This window comes from Streptomyces sp. NPDC088194, assembly GCF_040702025.1.
Lineage (GTDB): Bacteria > Actinomycetota > Actinomycetes > Streptomycetales > Streptomycetaceae > Actinacidiphila.
Genome location: NZ_JBFBIV010000036.1, coordinates 30,036 through 50,025 on the forward strand (window position 1 = coordinate 30,036; position 19,990 = coordinate 50,025).

Annotated in this window: 15 protein-coding genes and 1 pseudogene; 8 read left to right on the forward strand and 8 right to left on the reverse strand. The window is 73.3% G+C overall.

Annotated elements, in window-relative coordinates; all coding sequences use genetic code 11:
• Window positions 1-101: 101 nt before the first annotated feature.
• Entirely contained in the window at window positions 102-2,819 is a 2,718-nt protein-coding gene (locus tag AB0399_RS21025; protein ID WP_366412390.1) for an MMPL family transporter, read from the reverse strand.
• A gap of 174 nt (window positions 2,820-2,993) precedes the next feature.
• Here AB0399_RS21025 and AB0399_RS21030 point away from each other — a divergent pair.
• Window positions 2,994-3,701: pseudogene (locus tag AB0399_RS21030) on the forward strand (response regulator transcription factor); the annotation flags it as partial.
• Window positions 3,702-3,883: 182 nt separating this feature from the next.
• Complete coding sequence (locus AB0399_RS21035) at window positions 3,884-5,515, forward strand: HAMP domain-containing sensor histidine kinase (RefSeq protein ID WP_366412363.1); 1,632 nt, start codon at window positions 3,884-3,886, stop codon at window positions 5,513-5,515.
• Window positions 5,516-5,587: 72 nt separating this feature from the next.
• Here AB0399_RS21035 and AB0399_RS21040 read toward each other — a convergent pair whose 3' ends face one another.
• Entirely contained in the window at window positions 5,588-6,802 is a 1,215-nt protein-coding gene (locus AB0399_RS21040; protein ID WP_366412364.1) for an MFS transporter, read from the reverse strand.
• Between the two features lie 86 nt (window positions 6,803-6,888).
• Here AB0399_RS21040 and AB0399_RS21045 point away from each other — a divergent pair, with 86 nt between their 5' ends.
• The 3 genes from AB0399_RS21045 to AB0399_RS21055 all read left to right on the forward strand — a co-directional run bounded on the left by AB0399_RS21045 (window position 6,889) and on the right by AB0399_RS21055 (window position 10,707).
• Window positions 6,889-7,503 (forward strand): MarR family transcriptional regulator, encoded by a 615-nt coding sequence (locus AB0399_RS21045; RefSeq protein WP_366412365.1) that lies wholly within the window; start codon window positions 6,889-6,891, stop codon window positions 7,501-7,503.
• Window positions 7,504-7,858: 355 nt separating this feature from the next.
• Window positions 7,859-8,251 carry a hypothetical protein gene (locus AB0399_RS21050; protein WP_329365590.1) on the forward strand — a complete coding sequence of 131 codons (393 nt, stop codon included), beginning with the start codon at window positions 7,859-7,861 and terminating at the stop codon, window positions 8,249-8,251.
• Window positions 8,251-10,707 (forward strand): DUF4132 domain-containing protein, encoded by a 2,457-nt coding sequence (locus AB0399_RS21055; RefSeq protein WP_366412366.1) that lies wholly within the window; start codon window positions 8,251-8,253, stop codon window positions 10,705-10,707. Before AB0399_RS21050 ends, AB0399_RS21055 begins: the two co-directional genes overlap by 1 nt.
• A gap of 75 nt (window positions 10,708-10,782) precedes the next feature.
• Here AB0399_RS21055 and AB0399_RS21060 read toward each other — a convergent pair whose 3' ends face one another.
• The 5 genes from AB0399_RS21060 to AB0399_RS21080 form a co-directional block, all read right to left on the reverse strand.
• The gene (locus AB0399_RS21060; protein WP_329365586.1) at window positions 10,783-11,556 is read right to left on the reverse strand and encodes a succinate dehydrogenase iron-sulfur subunit; all 774 of its coding nucleotides are present in this window, start codon (window positions 11,554-11,556) and stop codon (window positions 10,783-10,785) included.
• Window positions 11,556-13,310: a succinate dehydrogenase flavoprotein subunit gene (sdhA, locus tag AB0399_RS21065; RefSeq protein WP_329365584.1), complete on the reverse strand. Its 1,755-nt coding sequence runs from the start codon at window positions 13,308-13,310 to the stop codon at window positions 11,556-11,558. The genes AB0399_RS21060 and sdhA overlap by 1 nt, the downstream gene beginning before the upstream one ends.
• Before the next feature lie 28 nt (window positions 13,311-13,338).
• Window positions 13,339-13,821, reverse strand: coding sequence for a succinate dehydrogenase hydrophobic membrane anchor subunit (locus AB0399_RS21070; protein WP_328468341.1), 483 nt, complete (start codon window positions 13,819-13,821; stop codon window positions 13,339-13,341).
• A gap of 3 nt (window positions 13,822-13,824) precedes the next feature.
• A complete protein-coding gene (gene sdhC, locus AB0399_RS21075) occupies window positions 13,825-14,205 on the reverse strand; it encodes a succinate dehydrogenase, cytochrome b556 subunit (RefSeq protein ID WP_202235655.1) in 381 nt (126 codons plus the stop codon).
• A gap of 159 nt (window positions 14,206-14,364) precedes the next feature.
• A complete protein-coding gene (locus AB0399_RS21080; RefSeq protein WP_366412367.1) occupies window positions 14,365-14,922 on the reverse strand; it encodes a 2-oxo-4-hydroxy-4-carboxy-5-ureidoimidazoline decarboxylase in 558 nt (185 codons plus the stop codon).
• A gap of 349 nt (window positions 14,923-15,271) precedes the next feature.
• Here AB0399_RS21080 and AB0399_RS21085 point away from each other — a divergent pair, with 349 nt between their 5' ends.
• From AB0399_RS21085 to AB0399_RS21095, 3 genes are all read left to right on the forward strand, one after another.
• Window positions 15,272-15,985 carry an RNA polymerase sigma factor gene (locus AB0399_RS21085; RefSeq protein ID WP_329374003.1) on the forward strand — a complete coding sequence of 238 codons (714 nt, stop codon included), beginning with the start codon at window positions 15,272-15,274 and terminating at the stop codon, window positions 15,983-15,985.
• 9 nt (window positions 15,986-15,994) lie between these two features.
• Window positions 15,995-17,065, forward strand: a complete 1,071-nt coding sequence (locus tag AB0399_RS21090; RefSeq protein WP_366412368.1) for a hypothetical protein — start codon at window positions 15,995-15,997, stop codon at window positions 17,063-17,065.
• Between the two features lie 369 nt (window positions 17,066-17,434).
• The gene (locus AB0399_RS21095) at window positions 17,435-19,015 is read left to right on the forward strand and encodes a methylmalonyl-CoA mutase family protein (protein WP_366412369.1); all 1,581 of its coding nucleotides are present in this window, start codon (window positions 17,435-17,437) and stop codon (window positions 19,013-19,015) included.
• Between the two features lie 207 nt (window positions 19,016-19,222).
• Here AB0399_RS21095 and AB0399_RS21100 read toward each other — a convergent pair whose 3' ends face one another.
• Window positions 19,223-19,912 carry a TetR/AcrR family transcriptional regulator gene (locus tag AB0399_RS21100; RefSeq protein WP_329365573.1) on the reverse strand — a complete coding sequence of 230 codons (690 nt, stop codon included), beginning with the start codon at window positions 19,910-19,912 and terminating at the stop codon, window positions 19,223-19,225.
• Window positions 19,913-19,990 lie beyond the last annotated feature (78 nt).

The following is a 19,990-nucleotide window of genomic DNA, read 5'->3' on the forward strand; positions in this document are numbered from 1 at the left end:
CGGGAATGCCGCGCCGAGGGACGAGGTGATCGAGCGCGGTCGACCGTCGACACCGGGTCCAAGTGCCCGGAGGCGAGACAGCGGTTGGGAAGGGGGGCCGTTCAGTCGGAGTGGGCGAGTTCCAGGTCGACGTCTCCGTCGCCGTCGCGTTCGTGGTCGGTCAGCCGGACGGTCGCGGGGAAGGGCGGGTAGCCCATGGTGAGGAGGGTGTAGCTGCCCGGGTAGAGGTTGGCGAAGGCGTAGGAGCCGTCCTCGGCGGTGCGGGCCTCGGCGACCTGGTGGCCGTCCGCGTCCCGCAGGACGACCTTCGCGTCCTCGACGGGGCCGCCGTCGGCGCGGCGTACGGTGCCGGTGAGCGAGCCCGTGCCGGTCAACACCAGGTCGCAGTCGACCTGGTGGCCGGCGGTGAGCACGCTCGCGGTCTGCGGGTGGTGCCCGGGGGCGCCCGCCACCAGGACGTAGGAACCGTTGCCCGGGGCCGGCAGCGAGAAGGCGCCGTCCGGGGCGGCCTGGGCCCGGGCGGCCTGGCGGCCGTCCGAGGCGATCAGGGTGAGCTCGGCGCGCGGCACGGGCAGCCCGGCCGCGCCGGTCACCCGCCCGCGCACCAGCGGACCGGGGGCCGGAGCCGGGCCGTCGCCCGGGGCGACCGCGACCCCCGGCGCGGCGGTGGTCGCGAACCCTTCGGCCTCCTCCTCGGCCGGCTCGACCGCAAGATGCGGCAACCGCTTGTCCAGCCACCTCGGCAGCCACCAGTTGGCCGGGCCGAACAGGTGCATCAGGGCCGGCACCAGCACCGTGCGCAGGATGAACGCGTCCAGCGCCACCGCCCCGGCCAGACCGATGCCGAACATCGCCAGCACCCGCTGGCCGCTGAGCACAAAGGCCGCGAAGACGCAGATCATGATGACGGCCGCGGAGTTGATCACCCGGCTGGTCTCGGCGAGGCCGACCCGTACCGCCCGCGCGTTGTCCCGGGTGTGCACCCACTCCTCGTGCATCCGGCTGACCAGGAACACCTGGTAGTCCATCGACAGGCCGAAGAGCAGCGACAGCATGATCACCGGCAGGAAGGCGTCCACCGGTCCCGCCCGCCCGGCGAGCGCGCCGCCCCAGCCCCACTGGAAGACCGCGACCAGCACCCCGAAGGAGGCCGCGGCCGCCACCAGGTTCATCACGGCAGCGGTCAGCGGCACCACCAGCGAGCGGAACGCGAACAGCAGCAGCACGAAGCCGAGCGCGATGATCACCCCGATGAACAGCGGCAGCTTGCCGTACAGCACCGTGGAGAAGTCCTCGAACATCGCGGTCTGGCCGCCGACGTACGCCCGCATGGTGCTGCCCTTCTCGGCCGCGGGCACCACGTCGTCACGCAGGTGGTCGATCAGGTCGGACGTCGCCTTGTCCTGCGGGGAGGTGGTCGGCACCGCCTCCACCAGCGCGACCTTCTGGCCGGCCTTCATCGGCATCTGGGCCGCGTAGGCGATGCCGTGGGTGGCGCGCAGATGCGTCACCAGGCCGTCCAGCGCCGCCTGGTCGCCGGCGGACGGCACCTCGGCGAGGATCGTCAGCGGGCCGTTGAAGCCGGGCCCGAAGCCCTCGGCCAGCATGTCGTACGCCTTGCGGGTGGTGGTGCCGGCCGGGTTGTTGCCCTGGTCGGAGGAGCCGAGCCGCAAGGACAGCGCAGGGATCGCCAGCGTCGCCATCACCACGACCGCGACCGCCGCGAGCGAGCGCGGGTGCCGCTGGAGGAAGCCCGACCAGCGCGCCGCCGGGCCGTTGACCTGCTCGACCTGCGGCCCCGACGCGGCCAGCGCTCGCCGCTGCCGGCGGCTGAGCACCCGCAGGCCGAGCAGGCCGAGCAGCGCGGGCAGCAGCGTCATCGCCGCCGCCACGGTGATCACGACCGTCAACGCGGCTGCCACCGCAACGCCGTTGAGGAAGGTCAGCCGCAGGGTGAACATGCCCAGCAGCGCGATGCACACCGTGCCGCCCGCGAACAGCACGGCCCGCCCTGAGGTGTTGAGGGCGACGACCGCCGCGTCCTCCGGGCTGCGGCCGCGCAGGATCGCCCGCCGGTGCCGGGTGACGATGAACAGCGCGTAGTCGATGCCGACGCCCAGCCCCACCAGCGTCGCCAACTCCGGTGCGAAGTCGGCCACATCCATGCCGTGGCTGAGCAGGATGATCGCCGAGGACGCGATGCCGATGCCGAACAGCGCGGTGACGATCGGCAGCAGCATCCCGAACAGCGAGCCCAGCGCCAGGAAGAGCACCACCCCGGCGGCCGCGATGCCGATGCCCTCGGCGAGTTCGGGCAGCGGCTGCTCGGCCTGGGCCGGCTTGGCGCCGCCGACCTCGACCCGCAGCCCGGGCGCCCGCGCCGCGTGCGCGGTGTCGATCAGCGACTGCGCCTGCCCGTTGGACAGTTCGCCGCCGATCTTGGTGTACGTCACGGTGGCGTAGGCGGTCCGGCCGTCCTTGCTGATCTGCGCCGCGCCCGCCGGGTCGTACGGGCTGACCACCGCGCCGACGTCCTTCTGGTGCGCGATCCGCGCCAGCGCCGGGGCGATCCGCTGCCGCACCTGGGCGTCGCGCACCGAACCGGAGTCCACGTGCCACACCACGGTGTCGGCCTCACCGGACTGCTCGGGCACCGCCTTGCCCATCAGGTCGAGCACCTTCGCGGACTCGGTGCCCTTCAGCGAGAACGCGTTGGAGTACGCGTCCCCGGCCATCCGGCCCGCGCCGCCCACGATCAGCAGCGCGGCCGACCACAGCAGGATCACCCACCACTTGTGCCGGAAGCACCAGCGCGCCACACCCGCCACGTCACATCCCCCATCGTCGGTCGAAGTCGCATCCGAACCCCGAACGGCCCGTCCCTTCAGCGTCCGTGGCCGCGCACCCCCTCACCAAGCCGAACCGCGTTCTCTCAAGGAACTCCAAAGTTCGCCGCCGTCCGCCCGCCACACCGCCCACGGATACTGAGGGGCATGGACGCCACCGTGCTCATCGTCGAAGACGAACCCGGTATCGCCGACATCCTGCGAATCACCCTGAAATACAACGGATTCACGGTATACGAGGCGGCCACCGGCCGGCAGGCGCTGGCCGCCGCCCGGGAGCACCGGCCGGACCTGGTGCTGCTCGACGTGATGCTGCCCGACGGCAACGGCTTCGAGGTGTGCCGGGCGCTGCGCGAGGAGCGCGCCGCCGAAGGCGCGGGGCCGGACGGCGACCGGACCGACGCGCCCGCGGTCATCTTCGTCACCGCCCGCGACGCCCCGCGCGACGTCGTGGCCGGACTCGCCCTCGGCGGCGACGACTACATCACCAAGCCCTTCGGGGTCGACGAAGTGGTGGCCCGGGTGCACGCGGTGCTGCGCCGCACCCGCCGCGACCCGCTGCCCGCCGCGCGGCTGCTGCGCCACGGCGACCTGGAACTGGACGAGGCCACCTACACCGTCCGCCGAGCCGGACAACCGGTCGAACTCACCCCCACCGAGTACAACTTGCTGCGGCACCTGCTGCGCAACGCCGGCCGCATCCTCACCAAGGAACAACTCCTCCAGCACGTCTGGCGTTACGACACTGCGGTGTCCTCCACCGTCGTGGAGACGTACATCTCCTATCTGCGGCGGAAGTTGGACCGGTTCGGGCCGCCGTTGATCCAGACCAGGCGCGGGGTCGGCTACGGCATCTGCACGGCGCCGGGCGCGGCCCGCGATGTCCTTCGGTCGGGTGACCCGCGTCAAGCAGGTGACGGGCGCCAGGCCGGTGACGCGGGGCGCGCCGATGGCGGGCGTCAGTCCGGCGACACGCGTCGAGCCGGGGACGTGTCCGGGGACCTGTCCGGGGACCTGCCTGGGGACGGCGGTGCGGCGTGAGGGCGGCGGCGACGGTGTGGGCGCGCTGCGGGTTCTGGCCGCGCCCGCACTCGCTGCGCGGTCGGTTCACCATCGCCAACGTGCTCTTCCTCGCGGTCGGGCTGGTGCTCGCCGCGGCCGCGAGCATCGCCGCCACGTACGTGGTGCTGGTCGGCGAGATCGACGACTCGTTGAAGTCGTCGCAGTCGACCATGGCGCACGCCTCCCTCGACGCCAGCGGGCTACGGCAGTTGTGCACGCTCGCCGACGTGCTGGGCGGCAAGGGCGGCGGCTCGGCGGTGGCCAGGACGTTCCAGCAGGACCTGCTGATCGTGCTGGACCCGCACGGCAGGCCGGCCACGATCTGCCAGAACGGCGCGACCCCGGTCGACGCCGAACAGCGGTCCCTGGCAGCCGCGTTGCCTGACCCGCGGAAGCTGGCGAGCGGGGGCGCGGTGACCGTGCACGGCGGCGGCAGGAAGTACCGGGTGGTCGGGGTGCGGCTGGCCGACGGCACCATCGTGGTGCGGGGTATGCGGCTGAGCGGGGTGGACCACGCGGTCGGCGAGCTGCTGGTCGTGGAGGGCTGCGTCGGGGTGGTGCTGCTGGCGCTGCTCGCGGCCGGCTCGCTCACCGCCGCCCGCCGGCGGCTCAGCCCGCTGGAGGACATGGTGGAGACCGCCTCCGCGATCTCCGAGGGCGACCTGTCCCGGCGGGTGCCGGAACCGACCGCCCGGCACGGCTCGGAGGAGGTCGAGCAGCTCAGCGGCTCGCTCAACGCGATGCTCCAGCAGATCGAGACCGCGCTCACCGACAGCGAGCGCGCCACCGCCCAGTTGCGGCAGTTCCTCGCCGACGCCTCCCACGAACTGCGCACCCCGCTGGCGTCCGTACGCGGCTACCTCCAGCTGTACGAGAAGGGCATGCTCGACGCCGACGAGCAGGACCGGGCGCTGCGCCGGGTCTCGGCGGAGGCGTTGCGGATGAGCCGCCTGGTGGACGAACTCCTGGCGCTGGCACGGCTGGACGACCGCCCCGCGCTGCGGCTCGGCCCGGTCGACCTCGCCTGCCTGGTCCGGGAGGCCGCCGCCGACCTGGCCGCGCAGCAGCCCGAACGGCCGCTGACGATAAGGGTGTTGGCTTCTCCCGCGACGGCCGCTCCCGCGACGGTCGCTCCCGGGGCGGTCGCTCTTGGGTTGGCCGGTGCCGGGGCGCCCGAGGCCGGGGCGCCCGACGCCGGAGCGGCCGACGCCGAGGCGGCGGACGCGGACCTGCCACCGGTCCTCGGCGACGAGGCCGGGCTGCGGCAGATCATCGGCAACCTGCTGGGCAACGTCCGCGTGCACACCCCCGCGGACGCCCCGGTCACGGTGGAGGTCGCCGCCCACGGCACCGACGAGGTACGGCTGTCGGTGAGCGACCGCGGCCCCGGGCTCGCCCCCGCCGACGCCCGCCGCGTCTTCGACCGCTTCTTCCGGGCCGCCCCCGACCGCGCCCGCGACACCGGCGGCGCCGGCCTCGGCATGTCCATCGTGCACGCGCTGGTCCAGGCCCACCACGGCGAGGTCACCGTGCGGACCGCACCCGGCCGCGGCCTTACCGTGGAGGTCACGCTGCCCGCGGTGAGCAGGCAACTCGCGCCCGCGTGAAGGCGAGTGCGCGGACCGGGCCGCAGGCGGGGGAGCCTGAACCGTTCCGCGCGCGGGGGGAGCCCGGGGCGCTCATGCGGCGGGCACCGGCTCGGCCGGCAGCGCGCGGGCGGCGCGGACCCCGGGCACGGCCGCGGTGCCCAGGCACGCGGCGGCGACGAGGGCGGCCGAGACGTACAGGGGCGCGGCCGGGCCGAAGGAGTCGGCGGCGAGCGGCGCGACGGCGTACCCCACGGGCATCGCGGCCAGCGACAGCAGCCAGTCGTACGACGTGACGCGGGCGAGCACCCCGGCGGGCACCGACGCGTAGACGTAGGTCTCCCAGACCGGGGTGAGCAGGCCGAGCGCTGCCAGGGCGAGGCCGTAGGAGGCGACCAGCAGCCACGCGGGCGCGCCGGCGGCGAGCAGCGCCAGCGGCAGCGCGTACGTGGCCAGGCCGAGGTTGCCGGTGAGGATCGGGCGGCGCAGCCGGACGCGGGAGGCGAGCAGCGAGCCGAGCAGCAGACCGACCGAGCCGGCTTCCAGGACCGCCACCCAGACCCCGTCGCCGCCGGCCTCGCGGTGCACCACGAGCGGGCCGAGCGTGGCCAGTACGGCTGCCGCACCGTTCCAGATCCCGTGCGCCACGAGGCTGGTCCAGTACCAGTCGCGGGAGCGCACCTCGCTCCAGCCCTGGACCAGGTCCTTGCGGATCGACCGCCGGGGTATCCGCTCGCGCCGCACCCGGATCACCGCGAGCATCGAGGCGCTGGCCGCGAAGGACGCCGCGTCCAGTACGAAGGCCCAGCCGGGTCCGGCGGTGAAGATCAGCGCGCCCGCGACGGCCGGGCCGGCCAGCCGGGTGGCGTTCGCCGCCGAGGCGGTCAGCGCGTTGGCCCGCAGCAGGCCGGCGGCGCCCACGGTGCCGTTGATCAGCGGCCCGGTGGTCGGCATCGCGAAGGCGGAGGCGGTGCCGCCGATCGCCTCGGCCACCGCGATGTGTGCCAACCGCGGTGACCCGCCGATGAGTTCGAGGCCCACCAGGAGTTGTGCGGCGCACCGGACCAGGTCCGTGACGAGGGCGACCTTGCGTGCGTCGAGCCGGTCGGCGACCACCCCGCCCAGCGGGAGCAGCAGCAGGCGCGGCACCATCGTGCAGCCCAGCACGAGGGCGAGCGCGGAGGGCGAGCCGGTGGCCCGGCTGATCGCGATGGCCAGGGCGGCGGGGACGACGGCGTCGCCGAGCGCGGACAGGGTGCGTCCGGCGAACAGCAGGCGGAAGGCGCGGAGTCGGAGGGGGTGCGTCACGTCCGCAGGGTATTTCGGCTCCGAATCTTTCGTCAACGAATATTTCGCTGACGATGGACTACGGTCGACCGGCATAGGATGCCGCCATGACCCCCGCCTCCGACGTCCCGCCCGGGCCGCCCGGGCCACCGGCGCTGCCCGCGCTGCCCGCGGCGCCCGCGCCGCCCGCTCCGGCGAAGCGGCCCCCGCGCGCCGGGAGCGCGGCCCGGGACTGGACGGACGGGCACGTCGCGCGCTGGGAGCCGGTGCTGCCCGGCCTCGACCCCGACATCGAGGGCGCGGTCACCCGGGCCAAGGCGCTCACCGACCACTTGCGCCGGGTGCGGGAGCGCTCGCTGGTCGACTTCGGCCTGCACAAGCACGAGTTCGACACGCTGCACACCCTCGCCGGCCGCGGCGGCCGCGCCGCCCCCTCCGAACTCGCCGCCGACCTGAAGATGGCCCCCGCCTCGATCACCGGGCGCCTGGACGGCCTGGAGCAGCGCGGGTTCGTGCGCCGCAGCCACTCCGCGGAGGACCGCCGCCGCGTCGACGTCGAACTCACCGAGGACGGCCGCGCCGCGTGGCTCGGCGCGCTGGACGTCGTCGGTCACGAGGAGTACCGCCTGCTGGGCACCCTCAGCCCCGCCGAACGCCGCACCCTGTCCGACCTGTTGCGCCGGATCATGGTCGTGGCCGAGGACCCGGACGACGGGCCGTAGGCACACCCGGCCCGCCGTGCGCGTCTTCGGGTTGTCCGGACCGGCGGTCAGCCGCCCGACGGCGGAGGACGCGAACTCCCCTTCCGCCGCGGCGTCCTGGCGGTGGTCGTCGGCCGCCGCCCCGTGCAGCGGTATCTCCAGCAGCGCGGTCAACGCCATCGCCGAACCCCCTGATGCCCGCGCCCCTCGGCGCCCGCCTCCACCTCGGAGGACGACGGCGGCAGGCTATGCGCGGCCACCGACACCGGCCACCGACATCGGCCACCGACACCGGCCACCGGCAGTGGCCGCCCGCAGCAGCCACCGACTTCCGCTGCCAGGAGGCGTGTCGGTGGGGGCATCTAGGGTCGGTTCCATGGCAACGGTGACCTTCGTCGACGAGACGACATCCGGTGGGCGGAGCGGCTCCTGGGGGCTGGAGATCGCGGAAGAACGGCTGACGGTGGGGGAGTTGATACGCAGGAGGGTCTTCCAGGAGGTCGCGGAGTACCACGCGGCCGGGTCGGAGGTCTTCCGCGGCCTCGTCCAGCCGTCCGACGCCGAAGTGGCCCTGAACGGCTACCGGTTGCGCACCCCGCGCCGGATCGACCCGGAGCAGCAGTACGAGTTGGCCCGCACCGCCTTCGGGCGCAACGGCTTCCTGGTGCTCGTGGGGGACCGCCAGGTCGAGGAGTGGGACCAGGAGATCGACCTGCCGCTCGGCACCGAAGTGGTCTTCCTCAAGCTCGTTCCGCTGGTGGGTGGCTGATGGCGGTCTTCGGCGAACTCGTGGTGGAGGTCCGGCGGCACGCCGCCGAGCGGAACATGGGCCTGCTGGCCGGCACGCTGGTGCGGGCGGTCACGCAGTCCGGCCGGCTGTACCCCGGCATGGAGAAGCCGATCGAGGCGGTCCGGGAACTGCCGGACGACGACCGGCGCCGCCTGGTCGGCGCGCTGGTCGACCGGCACCGGGCCGGCGCCGACACCGACGAGGTCCGCGACCTGGTGCTCCAACTGGTGACCCTCCTCGCCCAGGGCCTCGGCGAGGACACCCTCGCCACCGAACGGTCGCTGCGCCTGGACCGCTACGCCCACACGCACAGCGTCTGGTACGGCGACGAGCTGGCCGTCCTGGTGGCGGCCGAACTCGCCGCCGGGCGGACCCTGCCGCCCCCGGTTGTCGGCGTCGTACGGCGCAGCGCCCTGGTCGCCTACCGCAGCGGGCCGCTGTCCGCGCTGGCGAAGAACCTCGCCGAGCCCGCGCTGAACATCGGTGAGCCCTGGGCCGAGGCCGCGCTCGCGGATGCGGCCGAACTCGGCCCGTCCTGGGTCGAACTGCTGCGGCACGCGGCCACCGCGACCGCCGCGCGGCCGAACGGGGCCTGGGAGAAGAAGGGCCGCGCCCTGCTCGACCCGCTCGACCCGGACGCCGTACGGGCCCGCGTGACCGGCTGGCTCGCCCGGGTCGGCCGCCCGCGCACGCTGCCGTACGAGGAGCAGGCGTACGCCCCCGCGCAGAACGACCTGTTCGACCCGTACAACGCCAACGCGCTGCGCGGCCTGACCTGGCTGCTGTCGCTGCTCCCGCCGCACCCCGACACCGCCCGCGCGCTCGGGCGGCTGGTCGAGACGTCGCTGCGCAAGGTGCCCGGCACCGGCCCGCGCAACCCCAAGGTCGCCAACGCCGCCGTGCTGGCGCTGTCCAGGACCGAGGGCGAGGCCGCGCTCGCCGAACTCGCCCGGCTCGCCTCCCGCGTCACCTTCAAGGGCACTCTCAAGCAGCTCGACACCGCGCTGGAGAGCCGGGCCACCGCGATGGGCCTGAGCCGCGAGGAGGTCGAGGAACTCGCCGTCCCCTCCTACGGGTTGACCGAGGTCGGCCGACTGCCGCACGAGCACGGTGAGTTGGCGGTGACCGCCGGGAAGGCGGTACTGACCTGGCGGAACGCCGCCGGCAAGACCGTGAAGAGCCCACCCGCGCCGCTGAAGCGGGAACAGCCCGAGCTGATAGCCGAGTTGAAGGCGTCCGCGAAGGACATCGACAAGATGCTCAGCGCGCAGGCCGAGCGGCTGGACCGGCAGTTCCTGGCCCGCCGCACCTGGGCGTACGCCGCGTGGCGCGCGAGCTACCTCGACCACCCGCTGGTCGGCACCCTCGCGCGGCGCCTGCTGTGGACGGTCGACGGCCGCGCCTGCGGCTGGGCGGACGGCGGGTTGCGCACCCTCACCGACGACGCGCTCGGCGCGGTGGACGCCGCCGCCACCGTCGAGCTGTGGCATCCGGTGGGGCGGGAGCCGGCCGAGGTGGTCGCCTGGCGGGACTGGCTGGAGCGGCACGAGATCACCCAGCCGTTCAAGCAGGCCCACCGCGAGGTGTATCTGCTCACCGACGCCGAACGCGCCACCCGGACGTACTCCAACCGGTTCGCCGCGCATGTGCTGCGCCAGCACCAGTTCCACTCGCTGGCCGCGGTCCGCGGCTGGCGCAACAAGCTGCGGCTGATGGTCGACGACACCTATCCGCCCGCCGTGCGCGAGCTGCCGCGGTGGGGACTGCGGGCCGAGTACTGGATCGAGGGCACCGGCGACGAATACGGCGCGGACACCACGGAGTCCGGGTCCTACCTGCGGCTGAGCACCGACCAGGTGCGCTTCTACCCGGCCGGCGCGCCGGAGAACCGGGCGCACGCCGGCGGCGGCGGTTACGGGCAGGGCCGGCGGCAGACGCCCGCCGAGGCGCTGCCGTTGGAGGAGGTCCCCGCGCTCGTGCTCAGCGAGGTGCTGCGCGACGTGGACCTCTTCGTCGGTGTGGCCAGCGTCGGCAACGACCCCACCTGGCAGGACGGCGGCCCCGGCGGCCACTTCCAGGCGTACTGGCACAGCTACAGCTTCGGCGAGCTCTCGCAGACCGCCGAGAGCCGTCGCGACCTGCTCACCCGGCTGGTGCCGCGGCTGGCGATCGCGGACCGGTGCAGCATGGAGGGCCGGTTCCTGCACGTACGCGGCGAGCGGCACACGTACAAGATCCACCTCGGGTCCGGGAACATCCTGATGACGCCGAACGACGCGTATCTCTGCATCGTGCCCACGTCCGCGCCGGGCGCCCCCGGTGTCGGCTACCTGCCCTTCGAGGGCGATCGCACCCTGGCGGTGATCCTCAGCAAGGCGCTTCTGCTCGCCCGCGACACGGAGATCACCGATCCGACGATCCTGAGCCAGCTCTGAGCCGACGCCGAACCCCTGGTGTGCTCGGCGCCTTCGCACGGAAGGAGCCGAGCACACCAGGGGGCGTCAAAAGGATCAGAAGCGGCGGGTGATCAGGGCGCGCTTGACTTCCTGGATCGCCTTCGTGACCTCGATACCGCGCGGGCAGGCGTCCGTGCAGTTGAAGGTGGTGCGGCAGCGCCAGACCCCGTCCTTGTCGTTGAGGATCTCCAGCCGCTGCTCACCGCCCTCGTCGCGGGAGTCGAAGATGAACCGGTGCGCGTTGACGATCGCGGCCGGGCCGAAGTACTGCCCGTCGTTCCAGAAGACCGGGCAGGCCGACGTGCACGCGGCGCACAGGATGCACTTGGTGGTGTCGTCGAACCGCTCGCGGTCCGCCGCGGACTGCAGCCGCTCGCGGGTCGGCTCGTTGCCCGTGGTGATCAGGAACGGCATCACGTCGCGGTACGCCTGGAAGAACGGGTCCATGTCGACCACGAGGTCCTTCAGCACCGTCATGCCCTTGATCGCCTCGACGGTGATCGGCTTCTCCGGGCTGACGTCCTTGATCAGCGTCTTGCAGGCCAACCGGTTCTTCCCGTTGATCCGCATCGCGTCCGAACCGCACACGCCGTGCGCGCACGAGCGGCGGAAGGTCAGCGACCCGTCGATCTCCCACTTGACCTTGTGCAGCGCGTCCAGCACGCGCTCCTTGGGGTCGACCTGGATCTGGTAGTCGACCCACTCGGCCTCCGCGGAGACCTCCGGGTTGAACCGGCGCACCCGCAGGGTGATCGCGATCAGGTGGTTTCCGGTGACCTCGGCCGCGTCCAGGGCCGCCGAGTGCTTGTCGACCGTCGGGGTGCTCATCAGTACTTACGCTCCATCGGCTGGTAGCGGGTCTGCACGACCGGCTTGTAGTCGAGGCGGATCGACTCGGAGCCGTTCGCGTCCACCTCGCGGTACGCCATCGTGTGCCGCATGAAGTTGACGTCGTCGCGGGTGGGGAAGTCCTCGCGGTAGTGGCCGCCGCGGGACTCCTTGCGGGCGAGCGCGGAGACCGCCATCACCTCGGCGAGGTCGAGCAGGTTGCCCAGCTCGACGGCCTCCAGCAGGTCGGTGTTGAACCGCTTGCCCTTGTCCTGGATGGAGACGTGCAGGTAGCGCTCGCGCAGCTCGGCGATCTTCTCCACCGCGGTCTTGATGGTCTGCTCGGTGCGGAAGACCATCACGTTGGCGTCCATGCACTCCTGGAGCTCCAGGCGCAGTTCGGCGACCCGCTCGTTGCCGGTGGAGTTGCGCAGCCGCTCGACCTGCGCCTCGACCCGCTCGGCCGGGTTCTCCGGCAGCGGCACCAGGTCGTTGGCGTGGGCGTACTCCGCGGCGGCGATGCCGGAGCGGCGGCCGAAGACGTTGATGTCCAGCAGCGAGTTGGTGCCCAGCCGGTTCGCGCCGTGCACGGAGACGCAGGCCACCTCGCCGGCCGCGTACAGGCCCGGCACCACGGTGGTGTTGTCGGAGAGCACCTCGCCCTGCACGTTGGTGGGGATGCCGCCCATCGCGTAGTGCGCGGTGGGCTGGATCGGGATCGGGTCGGTGTACGGCTCGATGCCCAGGTAGGTGCGGGCGAACTCGGTGATGTCCGGCAGCTTCGCGTCCAGCTGCTCCGGCGGCAGGTGGGTCAGGTCGAGGTAGACGTGGTCGCCCTCGGGGCCGCAGCCGCGGCCCTCGCGGATCTCGGTGTAGATCGCGCGGGAGACGACGTCGCGCGAGGCGAGGTCCTTCATGACGGGCGCGTACTTCTCCATGAAGCGCTCGCCGTCCTTGTTGCGCAGGATGCCGCCCTCGCCGCGGGCACCCTCGGTGAGCAGGATGCCCATCCGCCAGATGCCCGTCGGGTGGAACTGGAAGAACTCCATGTCCTCCAGCGGCAGCCCGCGCCGGTAGATCGCGGCCTGGCCGTCGCCGGTGAGGGTGTGCGCGTTGGAGGTCACCTTGAAGAACTTGCCGGTGCCGCCCGACGCGTAGATCACCGCCTTCGCCTGGAAGACGTGGATCTCACCGGTGGCCAGCTCGTACGCCACCACGCCGGACGACCGCTGCACGCCGTCGACCTCGGTGAGCAACTGGTCCAGGACGTAGAACTCGTTGAAGAACTCCACGCCCTCCTTGACGCAGTTCTGGTAGAGCGTCTGGAGGATCATGTGGCCGGTGCGGTCCGCGGCGTAGCAGGAGCGGCGCACCGCGGCCTCGCCGTGGTTGCGGGTGTGGCCGCCGAAGCGGCGCTGGTCGATCCGGCCTTCGGGCGTCCGGTTGAACGGCAGGCCCATCTTCTCCAGGTCGAGGACCGCGTCGATGGCCTCCTTCGCCAGGATCTCGGCGGCGTCCTGGTCGACCAGGTAGTCACCGCCCTTGATCGTGTCGAAGGTGTGCCACTCCCAGTTGTCCTCCTCGACGTTGGCCAGTGCGGCGGCCATGCCGCCCTGGGCCGCGCCGGTGTGGGACCGGGTCGGGTAGAGCTTGGTCAGGACGGCGGTGCGGCTGCGCTTGGTCGACTCGATGGCCGCGCGCATACCCGCGCCGCCCGCGCCGACGATGACGGTGTCGTACGTGTGGAATTGCATGGGGGTCGCTTCCCTGTCCGGCCCTGGCCTAGCGGATGTTCGGGTCGAAGGTGAAGATCACCAGCGACCCGAGCGCGATGGTGAACGCCACAGCGGTGAACAGAATGGTCTTGAGCCAGACACGGGTGTTCGGCTGCTCGGCGTAGTCGTTGATGATCGTGCGCAGGCCGTTGCCGCCGTGCAGCATGGCCAGCCAGAGCATGGCCAGGTCCCAGTACTGCCAGAAGGGCGACGCCCAGCGGCCCGCGACGAACGCGAAGCCGACCTTGGTGACACCGCCGTCGAGCACCAGCTGGATCAGCAGGTGGCCGAGCACGAGCACCACGAGCACCACACCGGACAGCCGCATGAACAGCCAGCCGTACAGCTCGAAGTTGGTGCGGCCGCGGCGCGGCGTGCGCTTGGTCCTGGCCCGCGGCGGCTCGATCACCGGCGCCGGGTTCTCCGGGCTGTAGGAGATGCTGGAGCCGGTCAGTTCGACGGCGTCCTTGGGGGAGACTTCAGTGGCCATGGGTCAGCTCCCGAACAGGACTCGGGCGGCGTGGCCGAGTACCGGGTAGATCGCGCCGAGCATCAGGACGATCCACAGGCCCATCACGGTCCAGAACATCTGCTTCTGGTAGCGGGGGCCCTGGGTCCAGTAGTCGACGGCGATGATCCGCAGACCGTTCAGCGCGTGGAAGAGGATGGCGGCCACCAGGCCGTACTCCAGCAGGCTGACGATGGGCGTCTTGTAGGTCGCCACGACCTTGTCGTAGTCCTCGGGCGATACGCGCACGAGCGCGGTGTCGAGGACGTGGACGAACAGGAAGAAGAAGATGAGGACACCGGTGACTCGATGAGCCACCCACGACCACATGCCTTCCCGGCCGCGGTACAGCGTTCCAGCCGGCACGGAAAATACCCTCCGGGAGCGGGACGAGGGCTGCCGGCTTCTTGTCGGTCACGCCCGGCCGGGTACGGTCCACCGGCCCCGGCCATCGTAGCGACGTGACCTGTGCCTCGTACTGCGGGGTAGTGCTTGTGTGATCGATCCCGCACGGTCGGGTGAACGCTACGGCCGGTGCGCGTCCACCAGGGCGGACGGTCGGAGGGTGTCGGGACCCGCTGCCAGCCGCAGCAGCCGGGCCCGGGTGATCCGCCTCAACTGCTCGGCGGTGACGGCCGACTCGTGGTCCGCGTCGTGGCCGAGCCGGGTGCGCAGGCTGGCCATGGTCTGGTCGAGGGCGGCGGCCGGGTCGGCCGCGTCCAGGGCGATCACGAAGACATGGCCGAACTTCGCCTCGTAGGCGGCGTGGGCGGCGCGCAGCGCGGTGTGCACGGCGAACCCGCCGCGGTCCGGCAGCGGGGTGGTGTCCTCACCCAGCAGCGCCTCGGCGACATCGGCGGGCGCCAGGTCGTACGCCGCCTCGTCGGCTGCGGCGAGCAGCGCCTCCACCGTCGGGTACGGGCGGTGGGCGGCCATCCGGCGGGCCCAGCGGTGCGAGCCGCAGCAGGTGAGCAGGGCCGTCTCGGCGTCGGCGGCGGGCACGCCGTTGAGCAGGCTCAGCCCCTCGGGCGGCGTGTCGCTGGACAGCGGGGCTCCTGGATCGCGAGGCGGTCGCGCCGGCACGGGGGGTCGTACGGCGCGCGGTTCGGGACGCGGGGCGAGGCGCGTGACGGGGGGCGTGACATGGGGCGTTACGGAGGGCACGGCAACTGTAGACGCGGCTGGGGCCCGATCGGTTGGCCCGATCTGCGAATTCACCCGTACGAGCAAGGGGCGCGGGGTGGACCCGGGCGCGGCGCGATCGGGAGACCGGGTCCGGTGCGGCCGGTCCGCTGCGGTCGGTTCGCTGCGGTCGGTCCGGCGTGACGACGGCCGGGGGCCGCCTCCCCCCACAGGAGCGTCCCCGGCCGCCGACTTGTACGGCGTATGCGGGACCGAAAGTGTCACCGGCCGTCATGGGGCAGGATGGTGGCTGTTCACGGGGGACCAGGGGGTCGAGGGGGCGGGGCCGGACGTGGATCTGGAGACCGCGGTGAGCGCGGCGCAGGGCGGTGACGAGACCGCGTTCAGGGTCCTGTACCGCGCGGTGCAGCCGCAGTTGTTGCAGTACGTACGCAGCCTGGTCGGCCCGGGCGACGCGGAGGACGTCGCCTCGGAGGCGTGGCTGCAGATCGCCCGCGACCTGCCGAGCTTCCGTGGCGGCGGTAGCGGTATCCGCGGTTGGGCGGCCCGGATCGCCCGCAACCGGGCGCTGGACCACATCAGGGCGCGCAGCCGCCGCCCGGTCGCCGGGGCGGGGGTGGACGAGCTCGTCGCGCTGCCGGGTCGGGCCGACACCGCGGGCGAGGCGCTGGACGCGGTCGCCACCGACCGCGCGCTGGCCGCGATCGTGGCGCTGCCGCGCGAGCAGGCCGAGGCGGTGCTGCTGCGGGTGGTGATGGGCCTGGACTCCACCAGCGCGGCCCAGGTGCTGGGCAAACGCGCCGGCTCTGTGCGGATGGCCACACACCGGGGGCTGCGCAGGCTGGCCGAACAGCTCTCGGTGGTGCGCGAGGACCGGGAGGATGGTGCCCGCGGGGCCGGCGGGGAAGCAGTGGGGGAACCGGAGGGGGAAGCGGAGGGGGGAGCGGCGGTGCGGACCGGCGCGACGTTCTCCGCGCCCACGGCAGGCCCTAGGGCCCGATGAGGAAGTGGCATGAGTGACGACGGACGGGCGGCGGGGGTCCCGCGCCCGCGGCGGCCCGAACGACCGCCGGGCGCGGGCGGGATGGGCGATTCGTGCTGTCCGGATGCATCGGACGGTTGGGGTGGCCCGGATGGTTCGGATGGTTGGGGTGTCCCGGACGGTTCGGATCATTCGCACGGCTGGCGCGACTTCGGCGGCCCGGACGTCCTGGCCGGATTCGGCGGCGCCGGGTTCGGCGGCGGGCCCGGACGGCCCGAGGCGTCCGGCGGCCGCGCGGACTGGCTGACCGGCGACGCTGCGGAGGCGCTGCTGTCCGGCCGCCGGGTGCCGCTCGCGGACCGCAGGGCGGCGGGCGAGGCGGAGCGGTTGGCGCTGCTCCTGCTGGCGGCCGCGGCGGACCCGGGCGTCCTCCACCCGCTCGACCCGGGGCGCGAGGAGGCGGCCCTGGCCGCCTTCCGCGCGGCGCGCGCGGCGGGCCTCGGGTCGGCCGAACCGGTCCTCGACGGGGTGCCGCCGGTGCCGATCGCGGGCGGGCCGGTGCCGGGCGGGCCGGCCGCGGGCGACGCGCTGCCGGAGCCCGTGGTGGTGGGCGGCCGCGCCGCGGACCAGGTCCGCGCCGGGTCCGTACGCTCCGCGCGCCTCGTGCCGGTGCGGCGGACGCGGAGCGGGCGCTCCACCCGGATCGTGCTGGCCGCGGCGGCGTCGGTGGTCGCGCTCGGCGGGGTCGCGGTCGGCGTGGCGGCGACCGCAGCGCGCGGCGGTGGCCGGGAGCCGGTGCGGCCGGCCGGCAGCAGCGCGCCCGTGTCCGTCGCGTCGGACGGTTCCGGTCCGCCCGACACCGGCGTCTCGGGTGCCACCGGCCGGCGCGCCGTGATCCCCGGGGAGGTGCCCGATCCGGCCCGTACGACGCCCGGCCCGCCCGCGCGTACCGCCCTGCCTCCCGACGCGGACCGGGACACTCTCGTGCCGCCGGGACACGGCGACCACGGGCGCGGGAAGGGCGCCGCGAACCGCCTGAAGCACGGCCGCCACAAAGGCTGGGGCCGCGGCCACGCGGTGGCGTCGGGCGCGGCGCGCTGACCCGCGGCGGACCGCCGGTCCGCGGCGGTGGGTGACACTTCCGGGGCTCGCGCCGCCGTAAGGAGTGGGCCGACTGGTCATCGGCCCGGTGGACGCCGGCTCTCCCCGTGCCGGTGTCCACGACACAGAGCGCGGCCGGGTGCGTTTTTCCCCCTGCCCGGCCGCGCTCGCCGTTCGCGGGGCGCCGCGAGCGTCGCGCGGCGGCCCTCGGCGCGCAGCGCGCCCACTCCGGCGACGCGGCATCCGTCCCCTTTCGCTCCCCACGTCGTAAGGTCCGTGGGCGAGCCGGTCTGTTCACGCGCCCGCCACCCCACGTGGCGCGGACGCGGGCACACCCCCACCGAGCCGGCGGAGGCGGAGGCGGAGAGCATGACGCGCGAGTCGGAGTCCGGTCTGCCGATCGAGCCGGTGTACGGCCCGGAGGACCTGGACGGCTGGGACCCCGCCGAGCGGCTGGGCGAACCCGGCGGGTACCCGTTCACCCGCGGTGTGTACCCGTCGATGTACACCGGCCGGCCCTGGACGATGCGGCAGTACGCCGGGTTCGGCACCGCCGCCGAGTCCAACGCGCGCTACCGGCAGCTCATCGCCCACGGCACGACCGGCCTGTCGGTCGCGTTCGACCTGCCGACCCAGATGGGGCACGACTCCGACGCCCCGATCGCGGCCGGCGAGGTCGGCAAGGTGGGTGTGGCGATCGACTCGATCGACGACATGCGGGTGCTCTTCGACGGCATCCCGCTGGACCGGGTGTCCACGTCGATGACGATCAACGCGCCCGCCGCGCTGCTGTTGCTGCTGTACCAACTCGTCGGCGAGGAGCAGGGCGTGCCGGCCGGGAAGCTCACCGGCACCCTCCAGAACGACGTGCTCAAGGAGTACATCGCGCGCGGCACGTACATCTTCCCGCCCAAGCCGTCACTGCGGCTGACCGCGGACATCTTCGCCTACTGCCGGGCGGAGATCCCCCGCTGGAACACCATCTCGATCTCCGGCTACCACATGGCCGAGGCGGGCGCCTCGCCCGCGCAGGAGATCGCCTTCACGCTCGCCGACGGCATCGAGTACGTCCGCACCGCGCTCGCCGCCGGGATGGACGTCGACGACTTCGCACCGCGGCTGTCGTTCTTCTTCGTGGCGCGCACCACCATCCTGGAGGAGATCGCGAAGTTCCGTGCCGCCCGGCGCATTTGGGCGCGGGTGATGCGCGAGGAGTTCGGGGCGAGGAACCCCAAGTCGCAGATGCTGCGCTTCCACACCCAGACCGCCGGGGTGCAACTCACCGCGCAGCAGCCCGAGGTGAACCTGGTCCGGGTCGCCGTGCAGGGCCTGGGCGCGGTGCTCGGCGGCACCCAGTCGCTGCACACCAACTCCTTCGACGAGGCCATCGCGCTGCCCACCGACAAGTCCGCGCGGCTCGCGCTGCGCACCCAGCAGGTGCTCGCGTACGAGACCGACGTGACCGCCACCGTGGACCCGTTCGCGGGCTCCTACGTGATGGAGCGGATGACCGACGACGTCGAGGCCGCCGCGCTCGAACTGATGGGCCGGATCGAGGACGCCGGCGGCGCGGTGCGGGCGATCGAGCGGGGCTTCCAGAAGTCCGAGATCGAGCGGAACGCCTACCGGATCGCCCTGGAGACCGAGGCGGGCGACCGCGTCGTGGTCGGCGTCAACCGCTTCACGCTCGACGAGGAGGAGCCGTACGAGCCGCTTCGGGTGGACCCGGCGATCGAGGCGCAGCAGGCGGCGAGGCTGGCGAGGTTGCGGGCCGAACGTGACCAGGGCGCGGTCGACCGCGCCCTGTCGGTGCTCTGCGAGGCGGCGGCCGGCACGGACAACGTGCTCTACCCGATGCGGGAGGCGTTGCGCTGCCGCGCGACCGTGGGGGAGGTCTGCGACGCCTTGCGCGGTGTGTGGGGGACGTACGTCCCGACGCCGGCGTTCTGAGGGTGCGCGGGGGAACCAGGGGGCGCGGGGAACCAGCGGCGCGGGGAACTGCGCGCTCAGCCGTCGTCGTGGCGCGGGCCGCCACCGGTCCAAGGGGGCTGTCGCTGTCGTAGCCGGGCCCCCGGCCGGTGGATGGTTGCGCGCGCGCTTCCCCGCGCCGCTACGGGTCAATACACCTAGGGGGCGCTCCCGAAGGGGCGAGGCGGGTCAGCGCGTGGCGTACGTCAGGACGCGGTCGCCGAGGAGGGACTCGACGGAGTCGAGGAGGGCCAGCGCGTCTTCCGCCACCGTGCCCGGAGGGCACCCCGCCCGGGAGCGCTCACCGATCTCGCGGAAGAGCTGCTCCTGCGCCCAGCCGAGCTGGGAGGCGACCAGGCGCGGCGTGGGGTCGCCCGGCTCCGCACCGGTCTCGCCGGCGAGCGTCTCGGCGAGCGCGTCGACCATCTCGCGGGTGGTCGAGTCGAGGCGGGCGGAGAGCGTGGGCTCGGCGCGGACCATCTCCAGGAAGCGGGCGAAGCCCTGGGTGAGGCCGACCATGCGGTCACCGTGCCGCAGCTCGCCGCGCAGGGTGGCGAGGACGGCGCCGGCGGCGGACTGCCCGGGCGGGCGGTCCCGGACCATCTCCACCATCCGCTGCGCGGACGCCTCCTCCGGGTAGAAGACCAGGTCCTCCTTGGAGGGGAAGTACGTGTAGACGGTGTTCACGGACACTTCGGCGGTGCGGGCCACCTCGGCGATCGTCACCCGGGCGAAGCCGTGTTCGAGGAACAGCCCGGTGGCCACCTCCGCGATGTGCCGCCGGGTCTGGCGCCTCTTCTCGTCGCGCAGGCCGACCGCGAGGATCGCCTCGGCGCGCGTCGGCTGTTCGCGCAGACTCCCACGGGTGATGTCGCTCACTGTTCCATCGTAGGGCAGGGCGTATGAGCTCCCGTGTCCGTTAATCGGGGCGCCCGGCCGTCGGCGGCCAGGCACCCC

Bases quoted from the DNA above. Each gene is read 5' to 3' on its own strand.
- sdhA (WP_329365584.1), bottom strand. From the start codon at position 13,310: ATGCAATTCCACACGTACGACACCGTCATCGTCGGCGCGGGCGGCGCG.
- AB0399_RS21060 (WP_329365586.1), bottom strand. From the start codon at position 11,556: ATGAGCACCCCGACGGTCGACAAGCACTCGGCGGCCCTGGACGCGGCC.
- AB0399_RS21050 (WP_329365590.1), top strand. From the start codon at position 7,859: ATGGCAACGGTGACCTTCGTCGACGAGACGACATCCGGTGGGCGGAGC.
- AB0399_RS21095 (WP_366412369.1), top strand. From the start codon at position 17,435: ATGACGCGCGAGTCGGAGTCCGGTCTGCCGATCGAGCCGGTGTACGGC.
- AB0399_RS21070 (WP_328468341.1), bottom strand. From the start codon at position 13,821: ATGGCCACTGAAGTCTCCCCCAAGGACGCCGTCGAACTGACCGGCTCC.
- AB0399_RS21090 (WP_366412368.1), top strand. From the start codon at position 15,995: ATGAGTGACGACGGACGGGCGGCGGGGGTCCCGCGCCCGCGGCGGCCC.
- AB0399_RS21055 (WP_366412366.1), top strand. From the start codon at position 8,251: ATGGCGGTCTTCGGCGAACTCGTGGTGGAGGTCCGGCGGCACGCCGCC.
- AB0399_RS21045 (WP_366412365.1), top strand. From the start codon at position 6,889: ATGACCCCCGCCTCCGACGTCCCGCCCGGGCCGCCCGGGCCACCGGCG.